At 67.6% G+C, this 22,891-nt stretch carries 19 protein-coding genes and 2 pseudogenes; 6 read left to right on the forward strand and 15 right to left on the reverse strand.

The window, feature by feature from the left end:
- Together HZI36_RS26240 and HZI36_RS26245 are read right to left on the reverse strand one after the other, a co-directional pair.
- Nucleotides 1-214: pseudogene (locus tag HZI36_RS26240) on the reverse strand (aspartate aminotransferase family protein); the annotation flags it as partial.
- A gap of 77 nt (nucleotides 215-291) precedes the next feature.
- On the reverse strand, nucleotides 292-1,797 hold the full coding sequence (locus HZI36_RS26245) for an aldehyde dehydrogenase (RefSeq protein WP_425485300.1): 1,506 nt from the start codon (nucleotides 1,795-1,797) through the stop codon (nucleotides 292-294).
- Nucleotides 1,798-2,080: 283 nt separating this feature from the next.
- On the opposite strand from HZI36_RS26245, the gene HZI36_RS26250 reads away from it, so the two are divergent.
- Nucleotides 2,081-3,115, forward strand: coding sequence for a histone deacetylase family protein (locus HZI36_RS26250; protein WP_179405593.1), 1,035 nt, complete (start codon nucleotides 2,081-2,083; stop codon nucleotides 3,113-3,115).
- Nucleotides 3,116-3,154: 39 nt separating this feature from the next.
- Here HZI36_RS26250 and HZI36_RS26255 read toward each other — a convergent pair.
- Nucleotides 3,155-3,409 (reverse strand): annotated as a pseudogene (locus HZI36_RS26255) (sigma 54-interacting transcriptional regulator); the annotation flags it as partial.
- Nucleotides 3,410-3,646: 237 nt separating this feature from the next.
- Between HZI36_RS26255 and HZI36_RS26260 the strand changes: the two are divergent.
- The gene (locus HZI36_RS26260; RefSeq protein WP_281376660.1) at nucleotides 3,647-4,870 is read left to right on the forward strand and encodes an RtcB family protein; all 1,224 of its coding nucleotides are present in this window, start codon (nucleotides 3,647-3,649) and stop codon (nucleotides 4,868-4,870) included.
- Between the two features lie 56 nt (nucleotides 4,871-4,926).
- Here HZI36_RS26260 and HZI36_RS26265 read toward each other — a convergent pair whose 3' ends face one another.
- From HZI36_RS26265 to HZI36_RS26290, 6 genes are all read right to left on the reverse strand, one after another.
- Entirely contained in the window at nucleotides 4,927-6,483 is a 1,557-nt protein-coding gene (locus HZI36_RS26265; protein ID WP_179405594.1) for a DUF3138 family protein, read from the reverse strand.
- Nucleotides 6,484-6,530: 47 nt separating this feature from the next.
- Nucleotides 6,531-7,577, reverse strand: coding sequence for a polyamine ABC transporter substrate-binding protein (locus HZI36_RS26270; RefSeq protein ID WP_179405608.1), 1,047 nt, complete (start codon nucleotides 7,575-7,577; stop codon nucleotides 6,531-6,533).
- Between the two features lie 206 nt (nucleotides 7,578-7,783).
- Nucleotides 7,784-7,954 (reverse strand): hypothetical protein, encoded by a 171-nt coding sequence (locus HZI36_RS26275; RefSeq protein WP_179405595.1) that lies wholly within the window; start codon nucleotides 7,952-7,954, stop codon nucleotides 7,784-7,786.
- Between the two features lie 47 nt (nucleotides 7,955-8,001).
- Nucleotides 8,002-11,187, reverse strand: a complete 3,186-nt coding sequence (locus HZI36_RS26280; protein ID WP_179405596.1) for a bifunctional cytochrome P450/NADPH--P450 reductase — start codon at nucleotides 11,185-11,187, stop codon at nucleotides 8,002-8,004.
- Between the two features lie 392 nt (nucleotides 11,188-11,579).
- On the reverse strand, nucleotides 11,580-12,773 hold the full coding sequence (gene argE, locus HZI36_RS26285; RefSeq protein ID WP_179405597.1) for an acetylornithine deacetylase: 1,194 nt from the start codon (nucleotides 12,771-12,773) through the stop codon (nucleotides 11,580-11,582).
- A 31-nt stretch (nucleotides 12,774-12,804) separates the two neighbouring features.
- Entirely contained in the window at nucleotides 12,805-13,476 is a 672-nt protein-coding gene (locus HZI36_RS26290; RefSeq protein ID WP_179405598.1) for a DUF1028 domain-containing protein, read from the reverse strand.
- 189 nt (nucleotides 13,477-13,665) lie between these two features.
- Here HZI36_RS26290 and HZI36_RS26295 point away from each other — a divergent pair, with 189 nt between their 5' ends.
- Nucleotides 13,666-14,583 carry a LysR family transcriptional regulator gene (locus HZI36_RS26295; RefSeq protein ID WP_179405599.1) on the forward strand — a complete coding sequence of 306 codons (918 nt, stop codon included), beginning with the start codon at nucleotides 13,666-13,668 and terminating at the stop codon, nucleotides 14,581-14,583.
- A 38-nt stretch (nucleotides 14,584-14,621) separates the two neighbouring features.
- Here HZI36_RS26295 and HZI36_RS26300 read toward each other — a convergent pair whose 3' ends face one another.
- Entirely contained in the window at nucleotides 14,622-14,786 is a 165-nt protein-coding gene (locus HZI36_RS26300; protein ID WP_179405600.1) for a hypothetical protein, read from the reverse strand.
- A gap of 318 nt (nucleotides 14,787-15,104) precedes the next feature.
- Nucleotides 15,105-15,524 (reverse strand): HIT family protein, encoded by a 420-nt coding sequence (locus HZI36_RS26305; protein WP_179405601.1) that lies wholly within the window; start codon nucleotides 15,522-15,524, stop codon nucleotides 15,105-15,107.
- 517 nt (nucleotides 15,525-16,041) lie between these two features.
- Between HZI36_RS26305 and HZI36_RS26310 the strand changes: the two genes are divergently transcribed.
- Together HZI36_RS26310 and HZI36_RS26315 are read left to right on the forward strand one after the other, a co-directional pair.
- Nucleotides 16,042-17,016 (forward strand): NHL repeat-containing protein, encoded by a 975-nt coding sequence (locus tag HZI36_RS26310; protein ID WP_179405609.1) that lies wholly within the window; start codon nucleotides 16,042-16,044, stop codon nucleotides 17,014-17,016.
- Between the two features lie 213 nt (nucleotides 17,017-17,229).
- Nucleotides 17,230-18,672, forward strand: coding sequence for a serine hydrolase domain-containing protein (locus tag HZI36_RS26315; RefSeq protein WP_179405602.1), 1,443 nt, complete (start codon nucleotides 17,230-17,232; stop codon nucleotides 18,670-18,672).
- Between the two features lie 64 nt (nucleotides 18,673-18,736).
- On the opposite strand, the gene HZI36_RS26320 is transcribed toward HZI36_RS26315, so the two are convergent.
- On the reverse strand, nucleotides 18,737-19,429 hold the full coding sequence (locus HZI36_RS26320; RefSeq protein WP_343050562.1) for a hypothetical protein: 693 nt from the start codon (nucleotides 19,427-19,429) through the stop codon (nucleotides 18,737-18,739).
- 235 nt (nucleotides 19,430-19,664) lie between these two features.
- On the opposite strand from HZI36_RS26320, the gene HZI36_RS26325 reads away from it, so the two are divergent.
- The gene (locus HZI36_RS26325; RefSeq protein WP_179405604.1) at nucleotides 19,665-20,030 is read left to right on the forward strand and encodes a copper resistance CopC family protein; all 366 of its coding nucleotides are present in this window, start codon (nucleotides 19,665-19,667) and stop codon (nucleotides 20,028-20,030) included.
- A gap of 2 nt (nucleotides 20,031-20,032) precedes the next feature.
- Here HZI36_RS26325 and HZI36_RS26330 read toward each other — a convergent pair whose 3' ends face one another.
- The 3 genes from HZI36_RS26330 to HZI36_RS26340 form a co-directional block, all read right to left on the reverse strand.
- A complete protein-coding gene (locus HZI36_RS26330; RefSeq protein ID WP_179405605.1) occupies nucleotides 20,033-20,692 on the reverse strand; it encodes a glutathione S-transferase family protein in 660 nt (219 codons plus the stop codon).
- 22 nt (nucleotides 20,693-20,714) lie between these two features.
- Nucleotides 20,715-21,785: a rhodanese-like domain-containing protein gene (locus tag HZI36_RS26335; RefSeq protein ID WP_179405610.1), complete on the reverse strand. Its 1,071-nt coding sequence runs from the start codon at nucleotides 21,783-21,785 to the stop codon at nucleotides 20,715-20,717.
- 118 nt (nucleotides 21,786-21,903) lie between these two features.
- The gene (locus HZI36_RS26340) at nucleotides 21,904-22,560 is read right to left on the reverse strand and encodes a peroxiredoxin (RefSeq protein WP_179405606.1); all 657 of its coding nucleotides are present in this window, start codon (nucleotides 22,558-22,560) and stop codon (nucleotides 21,904-21,906) included.
- Nucleotides 22,561-22,891: the final 331 nt, after the last annotated feature.

A 22,891-nucleotide genomic window follows, 5' to 3' on the forward strand; every position in this document is an offset into this window, starting at 1 on the left:
GCCCGTAGCCGACGTTCGTGCACCAGAGGCCCGACATCCCGTCGATGTAGCACTTGCCGTCGTTGTCCCACAGATAGACGCCCTCGCCGCGCACCATCACGCGCGGACCCTCGGCGTTCAGCGCCTTCTGATCGACGAACCCGTGCAGATGGTGCGCGGCGTCGATCTTCTGATAGTCCTGCGTGTTGCGGCGCGGCAGCTCGCGGGTATTCATGATCGGCTACTCCTTCCGAAAAATGGTCTGATATCGAGGCAGGGACGACGTGGATGCAAGGTGGTGCAATAAGCGGCTCACCACGTGATCCACGTCGTCTTGAGCCCCGTGTACTTGTCGAGCGCGTGCAGCGACAGGTCGCGCCCGAAGCCCGACTGGCGGAAGCCGCCGAACGGCGTCTGCGCGCTCAGCGCGTCGACGGTGTTCACCGACACCGTGCCCGCACGCAACTGCGCCGACACGCGATGCGCGCGCGCGAGGCTGCCCGTCCACACCGACGCCGCGAGCCCGTAGATCGAATCGTTCGCGAGACGAATCGCTTCGTCCTCCGTATCGAATGGAATCACCGCGAGCACCGGCCCGAAAATTTCGTCGGTCGCGAGCGGATCGTCGGGCGTAACGCCAGTGAAGATCGTCGGCTCGACGAACCAGCCCTTGCCGTTCACCTGGCATGCGTTGCCGCCCGCCGCCAGCGTCGCGCGCTCGCGGCCGCGCGCGATCGCCGCGCACACTCGCTCGAACTGCGCGTGGTCGACGATCGCGCCCATTCCGCTCGCGGGATCGAGCGGATCGCCGGGCCAGTACGCGCGCGCATGCTCGACGAGCCGCGCGACGAAGTCGTCGTGAATCGAGCGCTGCACGAGCAGCCGCGAATTCGCGGAGCACACTTCGCCCTGATTGAAGAAGATTCCGAAGCACGCCTTGCGCGCGGCGAGATCGATGTCGTCGACGTCGTCGAACACGAGGTTCGGGCTCTTGCCGCCACATTCGAGCCATACCTGCTTCATGTTCGACTGGCCCGCGTATTCGAGGAATTTCTTGCCGATCTCGGTCGAGCCGGTGAACGCAACCGCATCGACGTCCGGATGCAGGCCGAGCGCGCGCCCCGCCGTATGGCCGAAGCCGGGCACGACGTTCAGCACGCCGCGCGGCACGCCGGCCTCGTGCGCGAGTTCCGCGAGCCTGAGCGCCGACAGCGGCGACTGCTCGGCGGGCTTCAGCACGACGCTGTTGCCGGCCGCGAGCGCGGGCGCGACTTTCCACGCGACCATGTCGAGCGGGAAATTCCACGGCACGACCGCGCCGACGACGCCGAGCGGCTCGCGCGTGACGATCGCGAGATTGCCGGGATCGGTCGGCGCGACTTCGCCGTACAGCTTGTCGACCGCCTCGCCGTACCACGCGAACACGCCGGCCGCGCCGGGCACGTCGACCGCGAGCGCATCGGCCGCGCGCTTGCCCATGTTCAGCGAATCGAGCAGCGCAAGCTCGCGCCCATGCCGGGTGATCAGCTCGCCGAGCCGGCACAGCACCCGCTTGCGCTCGGCCGGCGCGCAGCGCGACCACGCGCCGGATTCGAACGCCGCGCGCGCGGCGCGCACCGCGCGATCGACGTCGTCGGCATCGCACGACGCGACGTCCGCGATGCGCGCCTCGGTCGCCGGATTGATCGCCGCGAACGTGCGGCCGGATTGCGCGTCGACGAAGCGGCCGTCGATCCATGCCTGCGCGCGCGGCTCGATGCGCGCCGCGAGCGTTTGCCATTCCGCATGGCTGGGTTGAGTCGAAGACAGATCGGTCAAGGCGAACTCCCGTTGAAAATGCCGGCTTCCCGCACAACGGGAAGCGTCTGCGATACTGTCGGTCAACAAAATGCACAGGAAAAGAACATAATTGCTTTTCAGTGCATAGATATGGTCTTTGCAATTCCGGTTCGGCATAGCCGTTCAGGCACCATCATCCGTCGCGCATTGGCATAGCATTCGCCTATGCAGCGCATACGCGGATTCTTCTTGGCAATCCCGATTCGGCTGGCGATAGTCGTCCGATCCCCGCGATCCGACCACACTCCAGAAGGAGACATCCTTGATTACGATCTATGGCGAACGTCATCGCCTGCATCACGGCAAAGGCGAACTGATCGACGGCGAGCTGAAGCCCTGTTTCGAAATGCCGCGCCGCGTCGACATCATCCACGAGCGGCTGAAGCACGTCGGGCTCGGTGCCGTCGTCGCGCCCGATGCGTTCGGCATCGAGTCGCTCGCGCGCGCGCACAGCGACGCCTACCTCGAATTCCTGCAGAACGCGTGGAACGAATGGAGCGCGATGGGCCGCACGCATGACGGGCTGCCGACCGTCTGGCCCGCGCGCGGGATGCGCACCGACCGGCCGCCGAAGGACATCGACGGCAAGCTCGGCTACTACTCGATGGATGCGGGCGCGCCGATCACCGCCGGCACGTGGGCCGCAATCGAGGAATCGGCGTGGGTCGCGCTGACGGGCGCCAGGCTCGTCGAGCACGACCAGCGCGCGGCGTTCGCGCTGTGCCGGCCGCCCGGCCATCACGCGGGGCGCGACGTGATGGGCGGCTACTGCTACCTGAACAACGCGGCGATCGCCGCCGAGGACTGGCTCGCGCGCGGCGCGAAACGCGTCGCGATTCTCGACGTCGACTATCACCACGGCAACGGCACGCAGTCGATCTTCTACGAGCGCGGCGACGTGCTGTTCGCGTCGCTGCACGCGGATCCTGCGGTCGACTATCCGCATTTCCTCGGCTACGCGGACGAGACCGGCCACGGTGCGGGCGCCGACTGCAACCACAATTACCCGATGCCGTGGGGCACCGACTGGTCCGGCTATTCGGCGGCGCTGGCCGACGCGTGCGGCGAGATCGGCCGTTTCGCGCCGGATGCGCTGATCGTGTCGCTCGGCGTCGATACGTTCGAAGGCGATCCGATCTCGAGCTTCAAGCTCAAGAGCGACGACTATCCGCGGATGGGCGCGGCGATCGCGCGGCTCGGGCTGCCGACGCTGTTCGTGATGGAAGGCGGCTATGCGGTCGACGAGATCGGCGTGAACGCGGTCGGCGTGCTGACGGGGTTCGAGTCGGCGGCGTGATATTTGCGTAGCCGATCCGCGTCGTTCGGCTGCTCACGCCGCGCGCGACGACGTCGCGAACGCGAGATAGCACCGCTTCGCCTCGACGTTGAAGCGCACCTGCTCGCCCTGCTCCCGTCCGAAGCGGTCGAGCTCGAAATCGAGGTTCGGCTCGATGTCCTCGCGGCGCTCCGCGAGGCCGGGCAGCACATATGTCCACAGATTGATCCGCGCATACAGATCCTCGCGGAACGTGCCTGCGGCCACCATCTGCCGCAGGTCGCGGTGCGTGCCCGCGATCAGCTCGAAATCGGCGCACCGCCTGCGCAACAAGAAATATCGCTGTCAGATCAATATGTTGCGGCGTTCCCCCATCGATACATCGCTCGCTGGCACGCTCCTCGCGTACAGGAATGCAGCCGGATGTCCCGCTGGCCCGCGAGCCAAAGTTCGCAAGCCTTGCTGGGCTCGTCAGCATCAAGACGGCACAATGAACCGGAGGCGCGGCGCAAAAAACGCCGCGCTCCCGGCACAACGAAATCGGGTGAAGCAATGGATGGACTGGATTATCAGGTGATGGAGCTGGCGCACGGCAAGCCGGTGAAGATGTGGACGAACGGCGTCGCCGTCGAGGACGACGCGCGCAAGCAGCTGCGCAACCTCGCGCAGATGCCTTTCGTGTTCGAGCACATCGCCGTGATGCCGGACGTGCACCTCGGCAAGGGATCGACGATCGGCAGCGTGATTCCGACGAAGGGCGCGATCATTCCGGCCGCGGTCGGCGTCGACATCGGCTGCGGGATGATGGCCGCGCGCACGACGCTGACCGCGTCGGATCTGCCGGATTCGCTCGCGAAGCTGCGCGGCGCGATCGAACGCGCGGTGCCGCACGGCCGCGCGCCGGGACGGCGCGACCCGGGCGCATGGGGCAAGCGCGCGCCGGCCGCGGTCGACGACATGTGGAAGGCGCTGCTGCCGGGATTCCAGCGGATCGTCGGCAAATATCCGAAGCTCGAGAAAACGAACCATTACGCGCATCTCGGCACGCTCGGCACGGGCAACCACTTCATCGAAGTGTGCATCGACGAGCGCGGCAGCGTGTGGTTCATGCTGCACAGCGGCTCGCGCGGCGTCGGCAACGCGATCGGCAGCCTGTTCATCGAGCTCGCGCAAGCGGATATGCGTCAGCACATCGCGAACCTGCCGGATCGCGATCTCGCGTATTTCACGGAAGGCAGCCGGCACTTCGACGATTACGTGGCGGCGGTCGGCTGGGCGCAGGATTACGCGCGGCGCAACCGGCAGGTGATGATGGACGCGGTGATCGGCGCGGCGCGCGACGCGATCGGCAAGCCGTTCGACGTCGACGAGCACGCGGTGAACTGCCACCACAACTACGTGCAGAAGGAGCGGCACTTCGGTGAGGATGTCTACGTGACGCGCAAGGGTGCGGTGTCCGCGCAGAAGGGGCAGCTCGGGATCATTCCGGGCTCGATGGGCGCGAAGAGCTTCATCGTGCGCGGGCTCGGCAATCCGGAGAGCTTCTGCTCGTGCAGTCACGGCGCGGGCCGCGCGATGAGCCGCACCGAAGCGAAGCGCCGCTTCACGGTCGACGATCAGGTGAAGGCGACGCAAGGCGTCGAATGCCGGAAGGACGCGGGCGTCGTCGACGAAATCCCGATGGCCTACAAGGACATCGATGCCGTGATGGCCGCCCAGCGCAGCCTCGTCGAGGTCGTGCACACGCTGCGTCAGGTGGTGTGCGTGAAAGGATAGCGCGACGGGGGCTGAAGGGCGGGCGTACAGCACGCCCGCCCCTGCCGTCGCGGCAATCAGAACGAGTAGATCAGCTGCGTGCCGAGCAGATCGTTCGACTTCGCGTACGACCCGTCGTTGCGCAGGAACACATGACGGTTCGCCCAGTCGTGACGGTATTCGACCTTCACGGTGATCTGCTGCGTCGGGTAGAACAGCAGGTCGACCGCGGCATCCTGGCGCGTCGCGCCCTTGCACTCGAAGCCCACGCCGCCGTTCGCCTTCGACATCGCGAGGCAATCCGAATCGATGCCGAAGCCGTTGAACGGATCCATCCCGTTGCCATTCAGCACAACGCCGCCGCCACCGCCGCCGTTCTTCTGATCGACCAGCACATCGTAGCGCAGCGTCACGCCCATCCGCCCGACCACCGGCGCGTTGAACTTGCGGTGCGCGAGCAGCGACAGGCCATACCACTGCGCAAGGCCACCGTTGAACGCCGCATGCTGCTGCTGGCCGTAGTCGAGCTCCGCGTTGTACTGCACGTCCGCGAGCGTGTACGTCGCATCCGCTTCACCGAAGAAGTACGTGCCGAACGGGCTCGACGCGCCGCCGCCCGGGCCGTACACCAGGTTGCCGGCCGAGTCGGTGCTTTGCGCGAGCGTCTGGCGGCCGATGTTGATCGAGCCGCCGATGTCGAGCGCGCTCGACTTCGTGTAGTCGACGCGCGCCGTGAAGCTCGGCACGCGGTTGCTCGTCGTGATCGGATCGCCGAACGCGTTCGTGCCGGTCGTCACCACCGAGCCGGCCGTGCGAGCCTGCTCGTTGCCGAGCATGAACTTCCACGCCCAGTTGCTGCCGTCGGGCGAGTAGTTCACGCCGAGGCCGACGTACGCACCCGGATCCGAGAAGTCGTACAGCAGGTTGTGCGTGAGCGTCAGCATCTGGTTCGACTGCTGAACCTCGTAGCCGCCGAAGCTCGACATCAGGCCGCCGACCAGCGTCGTCGTGCCCGACACCGGCACCGTGATCACCGCGGTGTTCAGGATGTTGTTGCCGATGTTGCCGCGCTCGTTCGACAGCAGCGTGATGCCATTGCCGCGGTTCGGCATCAGCGTGACCTCGGCCGACGGCGCCATCGGGCCGACGCCGAACGTCTTCTTGATGTCGAGGTACAGGTCGCCGAACGTGCTGTTGAAGTAGTTGTAGTTGCTCTCGTGGTTCGCGAACAGGAACGACGACGTGCTCGCCGCGCGGTTGTAGATGTAGGTCGGATCGAGGTAGCCGGTGATCGACAGGCCGGCGATCGGCCCGGTGTTCGCGGCGTCGCTCAACGAGTCGACCTTCAGTTGCTGGCTCGCGATCTCCTGCTTCATTTCGCCGAGGTCGTCGTTCGTCAGCACGGCGGGCGCCTTGCCGTAGTCCGGCGACGACGCGTCGGCCGGCGCGGCGGCCACGGCCGCCTGCGCGGTGCCGGCCGGCTTCGCGGCGAGCTCGGACTTCAGCGACTTCACTTCCTTGTGCAGTTCGTTGAGTTCGGCACGCAGCGCCTTGATCTGTGCCGACGTCGAGTCGGCCAGCGCGACGCCGGGCAACGCGCCGGCGACGAGCAGGCAGATCAGCTTTTTCTTCATCTAGGGTTCTCCTGGCGAATTTCTTGGCGAGTTTTTTTATGTGGCGATCAGTGGCCCGTCTTGATCTGCGACCAGAGCCGGTTCTCGAGCCGACGAATCTCGGCGGGCAGCGGCTTCATCAGCGTCATCTTCAGCAGCACGTCTTCGGACGGATACACGCCGGTGTCCTTCAGGATCGCCGGATTCACGTACTTGCGCGCCGGCACGTTCGCGGTCGGATAGAACACCGCGTTCGTGATCCCCGCGTTGACCTTCGGATCCTCGATGTAGTTGATCCACTGCAGCGCCGCCTCCGGATGCGGTGCGCCCTTCGGAATCCCCATCAGGTCGAACCACAGCAGCCCGCCTTCCTTCGGGTTCGTGTAGCGGATCTCGTATCCGCGCTTCGCTTCCTCCGCGCGGCGGTGCGAAATGCCGACGTCGCCGGACCAGCCGAACGCGACGCAGATGTCGCCGTTCGCGAGGTCGTTGATGTAGCCGGACGAGTTGAACTGCGTGATGTACGGTCGAATCTTCTTCAGCGCTTCGTACGCAACCTGATAGTCGGCCGGGTTCTTGCTGTTCGGATCCTTGTGCACGTACTGGAGCGCCGCCGAGAACACGTTGCCCGCATCGTCGAGGAACGACACGCCGCAGCCCTGCAGCTTCGACAGGTTCGCCGGATCGAAGATCAGTGACCAGCTGTCGACCGGCGCGTTGTCGCCGAGCGCCTTCTTCACGGCCTGCACGTTGTAGCCGATCCCGTCGGTGCCGAACGCGTACGGCGCGCCGTACTGGTTGCCCGGGTCCGCCTGCGCGACGATCTTCATCAGCACCGGGTCGAGGTTCGCGAGGTTCGGCAGCTTCGACTTGTCGAGCTTCATGAACACGCCCGCCTCGATCTGCTTGCCCATGTAATCCGACGACGGCACGACGACGTCGTAGCCGGAGCTGCCGGACAGCAGCTTCGCCTGCAGCGTGTCGTTGCTGTCGTAGTTGTCGTAGCGGACGTGCACGCCGTTCTGCTTCTCGAACCCGGAGACCGTGTCCGGGCCGATGTAGTCGGACCAGTTGTAGACATTGAGCTCCGTGTCGGCCGCATGCGCGGCCGGCATCGCGACGAACGCCGCGCACGCGGCGGCGACCGCCGTCAGCGCGGTGGATGCCAGATGGAAATGACGCTTGGTGGGGGTGGTGTTCACGATCTCGCCTCGCAAATGAATGATTCGATGTCCGTACAATTTTTCAACTTCATCGCTTCGCTGATTCGCGCGACGAACGGATCGGCCCGGACCGTGTGTGACGTCGATTCAGCTCGACTTCACTGTCGAGCAACAAAATAATCCGCAAAAGAACATATTTGCTTTTCACTGCATAGACTTCTCTTATCCTGTCGCTTCCTGACATAGCCTTTACAAAAGCCCACGCACAGTGCGCGAAAAATGAAAAAAGCCGCCATATCGGCGGCTTCGGCGGCTTCGGCGGCTTTCATGCACTACATTGGTGACGGCGCCGGGCGGCGCCGTCACCGGCATCGCGTCACGCGAACACGTCCGACACGTATCGGCCGGTCTCGCGCTCGATGCGCTCCATCCACTGCTCCGCGGCGTCGGCGCTCGCGCCGACCGCCTCCTGATAGATGCGCACGAACGTGTCGCGCACCGCCGGCGCCATCCGCCGGCCGTCGCCGCACACGTAGACCTGCGCGCCGTCGCGGAACAGTGCGGCGACGTCCGCGCGGTCCTGCCACACGCGATGCTGGACGAAGGTCACGTCGCCGTCGGGCGCCTTGTAGAACGCGGGCCGCACGCTGACGACGCCGGCCGCCTCCCATTGCGCGAGCTCGGCGCGATACAGGTAATCGACGTCCGGATGATCGCAGCCGAAGAACAGCAGCGCCTTGCCGACGCTGCGCCCGCTCAGCGCCTGCAGCGCGCGCTCCTGCAGGAAGCCGCGGAACGGCGCGAGGCCGGTGCCCGCGCAGACCATCACCATCGGCACGTCGGGCGCGGCCGGCGGATGGAACAGATCGTTCGACGGCCGCACCGCGACCGCGACTCGCGTGCCCGGCGCGCAGTTCGCGAGATAGGTCGACGCCATTCCCTGGAAGCGCCCCTGGCCCGACAGCGCCGGCGCATCGACGACCGCGACCGTCAGCGTGCAGCGCGCGGCATCCCACAGCGGCGACGACGAGATCGAATACTGGCGCGCGCGCGCCGGCGGCAGCATCTCGAGGAACGCGGCGAAGCTCAGCGCGCACGCCGGATAGCGCTCGAGCAGATCGAGCACGCTGACGCGCTTGCCCAGCACGTCGCGCTGATACGCGTCCTCGTCGGCGAGCGCGCTCAGCTCGGCCTGCTGCGGCCCGCTCGTCGCGGCGGCCAGCGTCGCGACCTGGCCGCGCGTCGCCGGCTGCGCGAGCTCGACGTAGTGGAACAGCACATCGCTCGCACCGATCGGATGATTGACCGGCAGCGACGTGATTCCGCCTTCGGGCTTGCGAATCACGATCTGGCTGTCCGACGCGAGATCGAAGCGCTTCAGCGCGCGCATCACGACCGCGATCGGGTTGTGCGGCAGCACCGCGAGGTAGTCGCCGGCGCGGTACGTCATGCCGGCCGGCAGCGCGATGTCGATATGGCGCTTCGAGCGGCCGAGCGGCGAACTCATGTCGACGAGCTCGCGGTTCTCAATCACTTCGCCGTACTGGAGATCGCCGAGCCGCAGGATCGTCGCGCGGCCGTCCTTGACCCGCTCGACCTGCAGCTGCGCGCCGCTCGGCGCGGCCTGCACCGTCTTGCCGAGCGCCTGGCCGAAGTCGCTCCACAGGCCCGCGTACCACGCGTCGAATTCGCCGAAGAAGTCGCCACCGGCGTCGGTCTCGCCGCGCGCGCGCAGCCGCGATGCGCCCGCGGCCTCGAGCGCCGCGTCGAAACGCTTCGGCACCGCCTGATACGTGCGCGCCCACTGGCGATTGCCGCAGCCGAACACCGCGTAGCGAACGCCCTTCAGCGCATCCGGCGCGAGCGTATCGAGCCACGCGGCGAACTGGCGCGCGTTGTCGGGCGGCTGGCCTTCGTACGACGCTGTGATGATCACGACCGCGCCCTCGGTCGGCAGCCGGCCCGCGTGCTCGTCGAGCGGCGCCATTTCCGCCGCATAACCCTGCGCGGCCGCATCGCTCGCGATCCGCTCGGCGAACGCCTCGGCCGAGCCGGTATTCGATCCGTACAGCACGACGAGCGGCGTCGCCTGCTCGCCGGGTGCGCGCGCGGGCGCCGGCGCCGGCTGCGCGGCCGCCGGCGCGGCCTGCGGCGCGAGCACGCCGCGCGGCCTGAACGACGCGCTGCCGCGGCGCTTCACGCGGATCCGGAAACCGTGCGGCTTCAGCGTCAGCGTCTCGGACACCTGCAGCTGATACGACGGATCGTCCTCGATCAGATCGAAGCGCTGCAGGATCATCGCGATCAGCAGCACCGCCTCCTGCATCGCGAACGGTCGGCCGATGCACGCGCGCTGGCCGTTGCCGAACGGCTTCCACGCGTTCTGCGGCCGCTTCTCCGCCTCCTCCGGCGAAAAGCGCTCGGGACGGAACGTCTCGACGTCGTCGCCCCATACGCTCGTGTCGCGATGGAGCATCGGCGCCAGCACCATCAGCGTGTCGCGCCGGCCGAGCGCGTAGCGGCCGCCGATCACCGTGTCCTCGCGCGGCTTCAGCGAAAACGCCGGCGCGGTCGGCCAGATCCGCAGGCTTTCCATCAGCACCTGCTCGATGTAGCGCAGCTTCGCGATGTGCTCGACGCGCGGCACGTCGGTGCCGAGCACCGCATCGACCTCCGCGCGCGCCTTCTCGAGCACGTGCGGATTCTTGATCAGGAAGTACGTCGCGAACGACAGCATCCCGCTCGTCGTCTCGTGCCCGGCGATCAGGAACGTGACGAGCTGATAGCGGATGTTCTCGTCCGATAGCCCTTCGCCCGTCACCGGATCGCGCCCCGACAGCATCAGCCCGAGCAGATCCTTCTTCTGCGCGGCGTCGGGGTCGCGCTTGCGCTCGGCGATCAGTTCGTCGGCGACTTCGCGCATCAGCGCGAGATCGTCGTCGTACGCGCGGCGCGTGCGCAGCAGCAGCTTGCTCGCGATCTCCGGCCGCCGCGTGCGCGCACCGGCCTCGGCGAGCGCGTCGACCATCGCGCCGACGAACGGATGCATCTCGCGCTGATAGAAGCTGTTGAAGCGGTAGTCGAACGCGCACAGCGCGATCGTGTCGAGCGTCATCCGCGTCATGTCCTCGGTGACCTCGATCACGTTGCCGGGGCCGAAGCGCTCCCAGCGCGTGACCATCTGGTCGGCAATGTCGAGCATCCGGTCGAACATTCCGCGAATGCCGATCGGGCCGAACGCGGGCATCAGCAGCCGGTGCGCGACCGCCCAGTTCGGCTCGTCGGTCTTGGCCGTAAACAACCCGTCGCCGGCGAAATCGCGGATGTTCTTCAGCGCACCGGCGACGCGCTTGTCGAAGCGCGCCTCGTCGCAGATCTCGTCGACGAGTTCGTGCGAGCTCACGACGATCAGGTTGTTGCCGAAGAAATCGAGCTGGAAGATCGGGCCGTGGATGCGCGCAAGGCGCATGAAGCCCTGAATCGGCGCATCGCCGTCGATCGAGCGCAGGTTGCCGATGAACGGATCGCCTTTCGGCTGGGGGATGGCTTCGGTATGCGACATGTTCGCTCCTTCGGCCCATGCGGCACATGCGTCGAAGGCGGCGGCGCGACCCCGACGCGCACGCGTACGGTCCCGGCCTGCCGGCCTTCCTCGAGCATGCGACCGGATGCGCCGGACACGGTTTGATGGCGGATGGGGATTCGGATCGTCGTCGCGATGCGAATGCGGGCCAAGCTCGACCGCCGTCGCCGCATGCAGCGCGCCGCAGCGGGTGGAGACAGCGGGTGAAAATCGGTCAACCGCCCGCGATCGGACGCGAATTCTGTGCGGGAAGATTGCCGGCGTTCGGTTCGAGACGTTATTAGTGTTAACGCGCTGGTGGTGGGTATGCGAGCAGGTGCTCTAACTCGGTGAAACGGCGCCGGACCGCGCGCCCGGACGCCGTCGGCCCGTCATGCGGGCGCGCCAGCCGGCGCGCGCGCCGGATATCGCTGCGCGAGCCGCTCGAGAAAACCGAGGCAGCGGTCGAGCTGCTCGAACGTCACGAACTCGTCGGCCTTGTGTGCCTGCTCGATCGAGCCCGGCCCGCAGACGATCGTTGGAATCCCGATCGCCTGGAACAACCCGCCCTCGGTGCCGAACGACAGCGTGCGCAGATGCGCGTCGCCGGTCAGCTCGCAGGCCAGATCGCGCAGCCACGCGACGGCCGGCTCGTCCGCGAGCGCCGGATAGTCCGCGAGCGCTTCCCAGTCGACGCCGGCGTCGGCCGACGTGCGCTGCATCGGGTCGACGAGCTCACGCTGCGCGTACGCCTGGATCGAGTCGAGAATGCGTTCGGGGTTGTCGCCGGGCAGATTGCGGATCTCGAACTCGAGCTCCGCGCGATCGGGAATCACGTTCAGCGCGATCCCGCCGTTCAGCCGGCCGGTGTGAACCGTCGTGTAAGGCGGATCGAAGCGCTCGTCGAGCATGCCGTGCACGCTGAGATCGCGCCCGGTGCGGCGCAGGAACGCGACGAACTCCGCCGCGAACTCGACCGCGTTCACGCCCAGATGCGTGAGCGCCGAATGGCCGGCGAGCCCGCGTACGCAGCAACGGTACGCGCGCTTGCCCTTGTGCGCGATGCCGACCTGCATCATCGTCGGCTCGCCGATCACGCACGCGAGCGGCTTCACCGGCGCGTGCGCGAGCTTGTCGAGCAGCCTGCGCACGCCGCGGCAGCCGACTTCCTCGTCGTAGCTGAACGCGAGATGGATCGGCAGCTCGCGCGCATGCTCGATGAAATGCGGCACGCTCGCGAGCACCGCCGCGAGAAAGCCCTTCATGTCCGCGGTGCCGCGGCCGAGCACGCGATCGTCGCGTCGCGTCAGCGCGAACGGCGGGACGGTCCACGGCTGGCCGTCGGCGGGCACCACGTCGGTGTGGCCCGACAGGCAGAGTCCGCGCCGGTCGCGCGGGCCGATCGTCGCGTACAGGTTCGCCTTCTGCCCGGTCGCGTCGTAGGTCAGCGACGCGTCGACGTCGAAGCCGCGCAGATAGTCGCGCACGTACTCGACGAGCGGAAGATTGGACTGGGCGCTTCGGGTATCGAACGCGATCAGCGTATCGAGAATCGACAGCGTCGCGTCGCGCAGCGGATGGGTCATCGTCATGCTCCTGCGAGGCTCGCGCCCCGGTCTACAGATCGCCCGGCACGCCGTACGACGGCGCACGGCCCGGATCGCGCGCACGCGTCACGTAATCGTTCATCTGCGGGGCATAACGTTCCCACAGCGCGCGCAGGTCGGCAAGCGGGCGATCCGACCAGTCGACGCGCAGATTCGCGATCGGCCACGTTGGCCCGCCGTATACGACGAAGCCCGCCGAATACACGGGCCCCGCCTCGCCGCCCGCCGCCGCGCCCGCTTCGAGCGCGCGGACCAGCCGCTCGGCGAGCGGCTGGTCCGCCGACGCGTCGAACGCTTCGACCATCGCCTGCGGCACGTGCGCACCGGCGAGCAGATTGCCGGCGGCGACGCAATCGCGCCCGCGCGCGACGCCCGTCACGCCGAGCCCGCGCTCGCCGGTGAACGTCGCGCCGTTGCCGTGCGCGTCGAGCACCGCGAGCTGCCGCCACTGCGCATGCGCGCGCGCGGAAACGAGCGTGTCGAGCACGTGCTGCGCGCCGTAGCCGCGATCGAGCAGCTCGACGCCGATCTGTCCGAGCTTCGGATCGGTCACGTTCTGGCTCAGCACGATTCCCGACGGGCTGCCCCACAGGCAGCGCGCGGGCACCGCGATGCTCGAGCTGCAGACGATGCCGCCGACGGTGCCGTCGCGCTCGCAGCGTCCGGCCAAAGAGAAAGTCATGGGGGTGTCCTCCGAATGCGTGATCGTCGGCGCGCGTCGATGCGGATGATGCAGACGACAAAGGGCCACAAATGCCCACAAAGGGCCGCGCGCGAACCTGTACAGCGCCAGCATAGCGTCGCCGCAGAATTGGACAAAAATTGTTTTTCTAGCTAAAAGATAGTTTTCGTATATGCAATGGAGAACGGGATGGAAACCGCGCCGCTTCGCTATTCGCTGCGCCAGCTACGATATTTCGTCGTGACGGCGGAGGTTCTGTCGTTTACCGCCGCCGCGAAGCTGCTGCACATCTCGCAGCCGTCGATCTCGTCGGCGCTCGCCGACCTCGAGGAATCGCTCGGCGTGCAGCTGTTCATCCGCCATCACGCGCAGGGGCTGTCGCTGACGCAGGCGGGCCAGGACATTCTCGGCAAGACGCGCGACCTGCTGAAGAACGCGGAGGAATTGCAGGCGGCCGCGAAGGAACTCGACGTCGGCGCGACGGGCACGATCTCGCTCGGCTGCATGGTGTCGCTCGCGCCGCCGCTGCTGCCGTCGCTGATGAGCCGCTTCGTCGCCACGCATTCGGGCATCAGCTTCCGCACGCTCGAAGCGCATCAGGAGGATCTGCTGCGCGGCTTGCAGAACGGCCTGCTCGACGTCGCGCTCACGTACGACCTCGACCTGACCGACGACATCGAATTCGTGCCGCTGCTGTCGCTGCCGCCGTACGCGATCCTGCCGAGCGCGCACCGGCTCGCGTCGCGCAAGACGATCTCGCTGACCGACCTCGCCGACGAGCCGTACGTGATGCTCGACCTGCCGCACAGCCGCGAATACTTCGCGTCGCTGTTCGACGGAATCGCGCCACGGCCGCTCGTCGCGTTCAAGTCCGCGCAGCCGGAGGTCGTGCGCGGGATGGTCGCGAACGGGCTCGGCTACAGCATCCTGAACTTCCCGCTGCGCGCGACGACGACCGTCGACGGACAGGCGTTCGCGATCGTGCCGTTCCGCGAGAAGCTGCGCGCGATGACGCTCGGCATCGTGCATTCGAAGCAGATGAAGCCGCGCGCGGTCGTGCGCAACTTCGCGACGTTCTGCCAGCGCGCGATCAAGGAATTCAGGTAAGTTTTTCCGCAGGTTGTGCGAAAGAAAACGGCGCGCGATCAGCGGATATGGAACACGCCGCCGATCCCGACGCTGACGGGCGGCGCGTAATAGGCGGGCGCGTAGCCGTAGTAGCCGGGGGCCGGTGCGTAGCCGTACGGCGGTGCGACGATACAGCCGCACAGGCCGCTGATCAGGGCAAGCGTAATGAGAAGTCTGGACATCGGCGTGCTCCCAACGCGTGGGGCGAAGTAGGTTGCGGTTCGAGGGGCAATCTTGTCATGGCGCGAAACTGCCGATACGGAAACGCGCGCCCACCACTCCGTATCGCTCATCAAAGAGGCGAGCCGAGTGTAGCGCGGCGGTTTATGCGCCGGGTTTCGCACGCGGTAACACGTGTTACGCGTTGTGACCGCTCCAAAGAAACGCCCCCCACGCTCACTTCGTTCGCTGCCCCCCGAGGGGGCGCTCAGCCTCCTTGGGGCGGCCCGGCGGAGGCTGAAGATCCGCCCCCGCACACACGCGGGGACGCCGCCGATCCGTCAGACGAATCGCGCGCGGATCTTCTGCGCGAGCGCTTCGAGCGTCGCGGCGGGCGCGATTTCGCGCGCGTGCAGGCGCAGCTCGGTGCCCTCCCAGCGCGGAATCACGTGAAAGTGCACGTGCGGCACGGTCTGGCCCGCTGCGCGGCCGTTGAACTGGCCGATGAACACGCCGTCCGGCTCCAGCGCGGCGCGCACCGCGAGCGCAATGCGCTGCGTCATCCGGATCGCTGCGGCGGCCGCGTCGGCCGACAGCTCGAAGATTTCGACCGCGGCCTCCTTCGGAATCACGAGCACGTGGCCGTCCGCTTGCGGCATCAGGTCCATGATCGCGATCGTCGCGTCGTCCTCCGCCACTTTCACGCAGGGGAGCTCGCCGCGCAGGATCTTCGCGAACGGGTTGTTGTTGTCGTAGGACATGGGCATGGGTTCCGTCGGCAGGCTGTCAGGTTGGCATCCCGGCGATTATCGGCCGACGCCGGGGAAAATTTCAACCGGCCGCCGATTCGAGCGGAATAACGGCGGCCCCGCATTCGTTTACGCACAGCGGCGGGCCGCATCGAAGCATCGGGCCCGCCGCCGGCGCTCGTTGACCGCCGGCCGACCGCCGGCCGGCCGCCGGGCCGATCCGCTGCCGCACCGCCGTCGCTCTGCCGCCGCTCCATGGCCGCTCGGTGGCCGCGATGCAAGAGGGAGCCAAGCCATGAACAATCCGCATCCCGTTTCCTCCGTCGATCCCCCCGCTACATCATCCCGCACCGCGCGCGCCGCCCGTCCGCCAGCGCGCGCGCACCGGCTGCGCGTCATCGCCGCGCTACTGCGGCGCGCGGCCTGCGGCGCGGGCGTCATCGCGATGTCGGCCGCGATGTCGACCGCGTTCGGGCCCGCGTACGCCGACGGCGTGATCCTGCCGCCGTCGGCGTCGATCGACGCGACCGTGCCGACGAACGGCGACCTCAATCCGTACGGCATCGCATTCGTGCCGGCCAGCGTGCCGTCGTGGAGCACGCTGAAGCCGGGCGACGTCGTCGTGTCCAACTTCAACGCGCAATCGAATCTGCAGGGCACCGGCACGACGATCGTGAAACTCGTGCCGGGCAGCGGGCCCGTGACGTTCTTCCAGGGCAGCAACCTCGGCCTCACCACCGCGCTCGCGGTGCTGTCGAGCGGCTTCGTGCTGGTCGGCAACCTGCCGACGCCGGACGGCGCCACGATCTCGACGCAGGGTTCGCTGCTCGTCATCAATCCCCAAGGCCAGCTCGTCGCGACGCTCGCGCCGCAGAACCTGCTCAACGGGCCATGGGATCTCGCCGTCATCGATCACGGGCAGCGCGTGACCGCGTTCGTGTCGAACGTGCTGGACGGCACGGTCGCGCGGCTCGACCTGACGATCGGCGACAACGGGGTCACAATGGGGCAGACCTCGCGGATCATCGCGTCCGGCTATCTGCACCGGCGCGATCCGGCCGCGCTCGTCGTCGGCCCGACCGGGCTCGCGTACAACGCGAACACCGACGTACTGTACGTCGCGTCGACCGGAGACAATGCGGTGTTCGCGATCGCCAACGCGTCGACGACGGGCGGCGGCGGCGTCGGACGGATGATCTACTACGACCAAACGCATCTGCACGGCCCACTGGCGCTGGCGTTTGCGCCGAACGGCCATCTCGTCACCGCGAACGGCGACGCGGTCAATCCGGACCCGCAGCAGCCGAGCGAGATCGTCGAATTCACGCCGGAAGGGCGCTTCATCGCGCAGATGCAGGTCGATTCGGTGCCCGGCGCCGCGTTCGGCCTCGCATTCGGACGCGGCGGCAACGGCCAGCCGCAGTTCGCGGCCGTCGACGACAACACGAATTCCGCGACGGTCTGGACGCTGCGTCTGCCCGGCCAGAACGAGAACCAGAACTGACGCCGCCCCGCGCCGGGCTCTGTCGGCGGCCCGGCGCGAACGCAGCCGATGCGTCGGCCGGTGACGAACACGCGTCGTCGCGCGCGTGACACATTCGGTTTGCATGCTCGCGGTTGGCGCGGATGCGGGCCTCCCGGTTCCCGTTACGCGCCGAAACTGGGACACTTCCGCCATCGTCCCGCTTCGCCACGACTCTGAACGATCCCGTTTCGCATGCCCATCCCACTCAAGCGGCTGATGCTCTGGAGCGCCGCGCTCCCCGTTCTCGCCGGCGCCGCGTATGCCGGCCACACGCTGTCGCAGCTCGCGCCGCTCGGCACCGCGTACGCGGCGAAGGCGCTCTGCTCGGGCGTGTTCGTGTCCGGCCGCCCGGCCGCGGCGGTGATCGACGAGGACATCATGACGGGCGTCCATCCGCTGCTGAAGCTCGTGCATCCGTCGGTCGACCGCGCGCGGCGCGTCGCGCGCGCGAGCTTCGTCGGGCTCGCGGTGCGCGAAGCCGAGTTCCGGCCCGGGCTCGGCTGCACGCTCGATCTCGGCGTGCCGGCCGCCGCGCTCGCGGATGCGAGCCTTCCGCGCAGCACGCTCTCCGACCCGCCGCAGCCGGACGCGGCGCCGCCGGACGCACCACGGCCCGTCGCAGCGCCCCCCGTCGCGCCGATACCGGCCGGCGTCGATGCGCAAAAGCTGTGGGCGGCGGTCGCGGCCGCGTTCGCCGAGCCGGATCCCGCGCAGCCGCGCCGCACGCGCGCGGTGGTCGTGATGTACCGCGGCCGCGTGATCGCCGAACGCTACGCGCCCGGCTTCGACGCGAACATGCCGCTGCTCGGCTGGTCGATGACGAAGAGCGTGACCGCGACGCTCGCCGGCCTGCTCGTGAACGCGCACCGGCTCGACGTGAACGCCGCCGCACTGCTGCCCGAATGGCGCGGCGCCGGCGATCCGCGCGCGCGGATCACGCTCGACGAGCTGCTGCGGATGACGAGCGGGCTGCGCTTCAACGAGGATTACGATCATCCGCCGTCCGACGTCGCGGTGATGCTGTACGCGCGGCCCGACGGCGCCGCGTACGCGGCCGCCCAGCCGCTCGCGTTCCCGCCCGGCACGCACTGGCACTACTCGAGCGGCACCAGCGCGATCGTCGCGCGCGTGCTGCGCGGCGCGTTCGACTCCGATGCGGACTACCTGCAATTCCCGCGCCGCGCGCTGTTCGCGCCGCTCGGCATGCGCACCGCGGTGTTCGAGCCTGACGCGTCGGGTACGCTCGCGGGCGCATCGTTCATGTATGCGAGCGCGCGCGACTGGGCGACGTTCGGGCAGTTTCTGCTGCAGGACGGCGTATGGAACGGGCAGCGTCTGCTGCCCGAGGGCTGGGTCCGGTATATGACGCGCGTGACGCCACAGTCGCCACGCCAGGATTTCGGCGCGCATCTGTGGGTCAAGGTGCCGGCGCCGTTCACGAGCCGCACGTCGCCCGCGCCGTCGCTGCCCGCCGACGCGTTTCACGCGGTCGGGCACGAAGGGCAGTTCGTCAGCGTGATTCCGAGCCGGCAGCTCGTCGTCGTGCGGCTCGGGCTATCGCGGCCGGAATCGGTGTGGGATCACGAAACGTTTCTCGCGCGGATTCTCGACGCGTTTGCCGCCGCCCGCGATTGAGCGCCCCTCATATTCACCGACGGCCATGCACACGGCATTTTTCCGCGCGCGTATCCGGAGTCGCTCACTTGGACGTCGCCGGATTGCTCCCGGACGCGGGCAACGAAGGATCGAGATGACTCGATGACCTGACGAGCTGGTCGGTCATCGCGGCGGCGACCGGGTTCGAGCCCGACGACGAACCGCGTTGCCCAGTACTCGAGCGCACCGGGAGCGACGGCGGCGGCAGCGAAGGATCGAGTTTCGACGACGCGCCGACCAATGCCGCCGTCTCGGGCGTCATGGCCTGATTCGTCGCGGTCTGATTCGTCGTGGCGTGGCGCGCCAGCGTCTCGCGGCGACGCGGCGTGTGCTGTGCCGGATGCGTCGCCGAAACGGGCGCGTGCTGCGCATCGACCGACGCGACGGCGGAGGTCGCCGGCTCGCTCGGTTGTACCGCCAGTTGCGGTTGCGCGCCGGCGCTCGGGGCTGCGGGTACGGCTACGGGACCGGGCGCAGGCGCGGGCGTGACGACCACGGACGTGGGCGCCGGTTGCTGCACGGCGTCGGCACTCTTAGCGGGCGCCGAGGAAAGCGTCGGCTGCTCGACGTTTCCTTGCGACGTGTGACCATCGCTCATTTGAGCGTCGGCGGCCTGATTCCGGGTGGAATCGGCCATACCGGCTTCCGCCATCACGCGGTGGTCCGCATTGAGAAGCAGCAGGTACGAAGCGCCGGCGGCAACCACCACGAGCCCTCCGGCAATCATCAATTTCATACGGGTATTCATCATACTTCACCCACGGGTCCTTCAGTCTGCATGAACCATTGATGATAAACGACCGTCGGCACGTCACATCAGACGAATATAATTCGTTGCAGCGTCGAAGCGCGAATTCCGGTGAACCGCGCAACCGGCAGCCATACCAGCAGCCATACCGGCATGCTGTTGCACACGCATCCGTATCCCGACGACATCTCCCCAACCCGCTCGGCAAACCGATCCTTCACCTATGAAAACCTCTCTGTCGATTCGCGGCGTGCTTGCCGCATCCGTCCTTCTGATCGCGCAGGCCGCGCACGCGCATGCGTTCCCGAAGGTTCAGCAACCCGCCGCGGGCGCGACGCTCGCGAGCGCGCCGCACGTCGTGTCGATCGAGTTCAACGACGCGCTCGAACCCGCGTTCAGCTCGATCACGGTCACCGACGGCACCGGCAAGTCGGTCGTCGACGGCAAGTCGGCGGTCGACGACGGCAACCACAAGCGAATGAAGGCGACGCTGACGGACCTCGCGCCCGGCACCTACAAGGTCGGCTGGGTCGCGGTCGCGAACGACGGCCACCGCACGCACGGGCATTACGCGTTTACGGTGAAGTGACCTCAATCCCGATCCGGCGCGCCGAGCGGAAAGAATGAACGATACGGCCGCGCTTCGTCGACCGCGCGCGCGAACGACGGCCGCGCGAGCAAACGCTTGCGATACGCGATCACGTTCGCGAACGACGGATCGATCCGGTGCGTCCAGTCCGCGTAGAACAGGAACGGCGCGGCGCCGCAATCGGCGAGGCTGAAGCACTCGCCCGCCGCCCATTCGCGGTCGGCCATCTTCGCATCGAGCCACGCGTACGCGGTGTCGAGCATCGCGCGCGCGTCGGCGACGCCGCGCGGATCGCGATCCGCCTCCGGGCGCAGCGCGTCGAACACGATCCTCTGCTGCGGCGTCGACACGTAGTTGTCGAAAAAGCGGTCCATCATCCGCACGTCGATCGCCGCGCGAGGATCGTCCGGCAGCAGCGCGACCGGACCCGGGTAATACAGCCCGAGATACTCGATGATGATCGTCGCCTCGATCACGGTCCGGCCCGCGTCGACGAGCACCGGGAAGCGCTTCATCGGCCACAGCGCGGCGAGCTCGCGCATCAGTTGCGGATCGTCGTGCGCCAGCACGCGATACTCGAACGGCGTGCCGTTCTCGTAGAGCGCGGTCAGCACCTTCTGGCAGTAAGACGAGAAAGGATGGGCGTAAAGCGTCGGCATCATCGCGTGTCCCCTTGTCGATCGATCAGAAATGCCCATTCTCGACGATGCGCCCCTCCGCGCGCCAGCGCAGCATCCCGCCGGCGAGATTCGCGACCGTGTCGAATCCCGCCTTGCGCAGGATCACCGTCGCCTGCGCGGACCGGCCGCCCGCGCGGCACACGGTCACGACCGGCCGCTCGCGCGCGATCTCGCCGGAGCGCGCGGCCAGTTCGCCGAGCGCGATCAGGCGCGCGGCCGGGATGTGCCCGAGCGGCCCGTCGTATTCGGCCGGCTCGCGCACGTCGATCACCTGCACCGCGCTCAGATGATCCTCGAGCCATTGCGGATCGATTTCCCAGATCCCCGCGAACGTATACGCGAGCGGCGCCCACGCGGGCTCCGCGTACGCGTCCGGCACGCGCTCGGCCGCGCCGCATTTCAGGTTCGCGGGCACCGCGACGTCGATCTGCTTCGGATGCGGCAGCCCGAGGTTCGTCATATAGCCGGCGAAGTCGTCCTCGCTGAGATCGCCGCCGAGCCGCGGGTTGTAGCGCCGCTCCTCGCCGACGCTCGTCACCGCGAGCCCGCGGTAGTCGTGCGCCGGATACAGCAGACAGTTCTCCGGCAGCGTGAAGATCCGCCCGTGCACCGCGCGGTACAGCGCGCGCGCGTCGCCCTGCTGGAAGTCGGTGCGGCCGGTGCCGCGGATCAGCAGGCAGTCGCCGGTGAACGCGGCCGATTCGTCGTCGAGCACGAGCGTGATGCAGCCGTTCGTGTGCCCCGGCGTCGCGCGCACGCTCAGGTAGCGCGCGCCGAACGCGCAGCGCTCGCCGTCTTGCAGATAGCGGTCCGCGCCTTCCGCGCCGCTCGCGGCGGAGAACGCGATGCCGCTGCCGGTGCGCTGCTTCAGCATCCACGCGCCCGTCACGTGATCCGCGTGCACGTGCGTGTCGATCGTCCAGCGCAGCGCGAGGCCGAGCTCGTCGATCAGCGCCGCGTCGCGCCGCACCTGCTCGAACACCGGATCGATCAGCACCGCCTCGCGCGACGCGCGGTCGGCGAGCAGATACGTGTAGGTCGACGATTGTTGGTCGAAGAGTTGTCGAAAGATCACCACGATGTCGCTCCGTCACCTGCATTCGCGATGCGTGCGGCCCCGCCAGGCCGGGTCGTTCGGCGGGCGCACCGCGGAGCACGCGCGGCACGCCCCTGTCGTCGTTACGCGTGCCGCGTCATTTCGGCTGCGTCACGTACCGCAGGTACGGCTTCAGCGTCTTGAAGCCCTGCGGATACTTCTGCTTCGCGGCGTCGTCGGACACCGACGTCGGAATGATCACGTCGTCGCCCGGCTTCCAGTTCACCGGCGTCGCGACCCCCGCCGACGCGTTCAGCTGCAGCGCGTCGAGCAGCCGCAGCACTTCGTCGAAGTTGCGGCCCGCGCTCATCGGATAGACGAGCATCGCCTTCACCTTCTTGTCCGGGCCGATCACGAACACCGAGCGGATGGTCGCGTTGTCGACCGCGGTGCGCGGCCCGCCGCCGCTCGCGCTCGGATGAATCATGTCGTACAGCTTCGCGACCGTCAGATCGGGGTCGCCGATCATCGGATAGTTGACCGCGTGCCCCTGCGTTTCCTCGATGTCCTTGACCCAGTTGCGGTGATCGCTGACCGGATCGATGCTGAGCCCGATGATCTTCGTGTTGCGCTTGTCGAACTCGGGTTTGAGCTTGGCCATGTAGCCGAGCTCGGTCGTGCAGACCGGCGTGAAGTCCTTCGGATGCGAGAACAGGATGGCCCATTGATCGCCGATCCACTCGTGGAAACTGATCGTTCCTTCGGTGGTCTCGGCCGTGAAATCGGGTGCGTCCTCGCCTAAACGAATCGACATATTATTCTCCTTCAGATGAATGCGTCGCGGCGGCACCGGCGCGACGTCCGAGCGCGGTATAGGCACACTCCGCGCGCCCCTATAGCGTAGAACAAGAACGCTCCGCCGCGTCACGCGGCCAACCCTATACTTTGAATCGATGCGCGGCTCGCGAGGCGCGCAGCGGTGTGCGTCCGTTCGTTCGTTTCGTATGAGGAGAATGAAATGAACGCGTCCCACCCGAAACCGTGAGAGCAGAGGAAGGGGTGGATCCTCACGGGCCAACGGCATCGAAGTGCCCAGGTGGAAAATGCACGCATTTCCCGGCAACCGGAGGATCCACGATGAACAG

This window comes from Burkholderia guangdongensis, assembly GCF_013403875.1.
In the GTDB taxonomy this organism is placed as follows: domain Bacteria; phylum Pseudomonadota; class Gammaproteobacteria; order Burkholderiales; family Burkholderiaceae; genus Burkholderia; species Burkholderia guangdongensis.

Excerpts from the sequence above, each read along its gene's own strand:
- HZI36_RS26280 (WP_179405596.1), bottom strand. The coding sequence starts at position 11,187 with ATGTCGCATACCGAAGCCATCCCCCAGCCGAAAGGCGATCCGTTCATC.
- HZI36_RS26320 (WP_343050562.1), bottom strand. The coding sequence starts at position 19,429 with ATGAAATTGATGATTGCCGGAGGGCTCGTGGTGGTTGCCGCCGGCGCT.
- HZI36_RS26295 (WP_179405599.1), top strand. The coding sequence starts at position 13,666 with ATGGAAACCGCGCCGCTTCGCTATTCGCTGCGCCAGCTACGATATTTC.
- HZI36_RS26340 (WP_179405606.1), bottom strand. The coding sequence starts at position 22,560 with ATGTCGATTCGTTTAGGCGAGGACGCACCCGATTTCACGGCCGAGACC.
- HZI36_RS26315 (WP_179405602.1), top strand. The coding sequence starts at position 17,230 with ATGCCCATCCCACTCAAGCGGCTGATGCTCTGGAGCGCCGCGCTCCCC.
- HZI36_RS26260 (WP_281376660.1), top strand. The coding sequence starts at position 3,647 with ATGGATGGACTGGATTATCAGGTGATGGAGCTGGCGCACGGCAAGCCG.
- HZI36_RS26305 (WP_179405601.1), bottom strand. The coding sequence starts at position 15,524 with ATGTCCTACGACAACAACAACCCGTTCGCGAAGATCCTGCGCGGCGAG.
- HZI36_RS26270 (WP_179405608.1), bottom strand. The coding sequence starts at position 7,577 with ATGCCGGCCGCGCATGCGGCCGACACGGAGCTCAATGTCTACAACTGG.
- HZI36_RS26275 (WP_179405595.1), bottom strand. The coding sequence starts at position 7,954 with ATGAAAGCCGCCGAAGCCGCCGAAGCCGCCGATATGGCGGCTTTTTTC.
- HZI36_RS26290 (WP_179405598.1), bottom strand. The coding sequence starts at position 13,476 with ATGACTTTCTCTTTGGCCGGACGCTGCGAGCGCGACGGCACCGTCGGC.
- HZI36_RS26265 (WP_179405594.1), bottom strand. The coding sequence starts at position 6,483 with ATGAAGAAAAAGCTGATCTGCCTGCTCGTCGCCGGCGCGTTGCCCGGC.
- HZI36_RS26325 (WP_179405604.1), top strand. The coding sequence starts at position 19,665 with ATGAAAACCTCTCTGTCGATTCGCGGCGTGCTTGCCGCATCCGTCCTT.
- HZI36_RS26300 (WP_179405600.1), bottom strand. The coding sequence starts at position 14,786 with ATGTCCAGACTTCTCATTACGCTTGCCCTGATCAGCGGCCTGTGCGGC.
- argE (WP_179405597.1), bottom strand. The coding sequence starts at position 12,773 with ATGACCCATCCGCTGCGCGACGCGACGCTGTCGATTCTCGATACGCTG.
- HZI36_RS26330 (WP_179405605.1), bottom strand. The coding sequence starts at position 20,692 with ATGATGCCGACGCTTTACGCCCATCCTTTCTCGTCTTACTGCCAGAAG.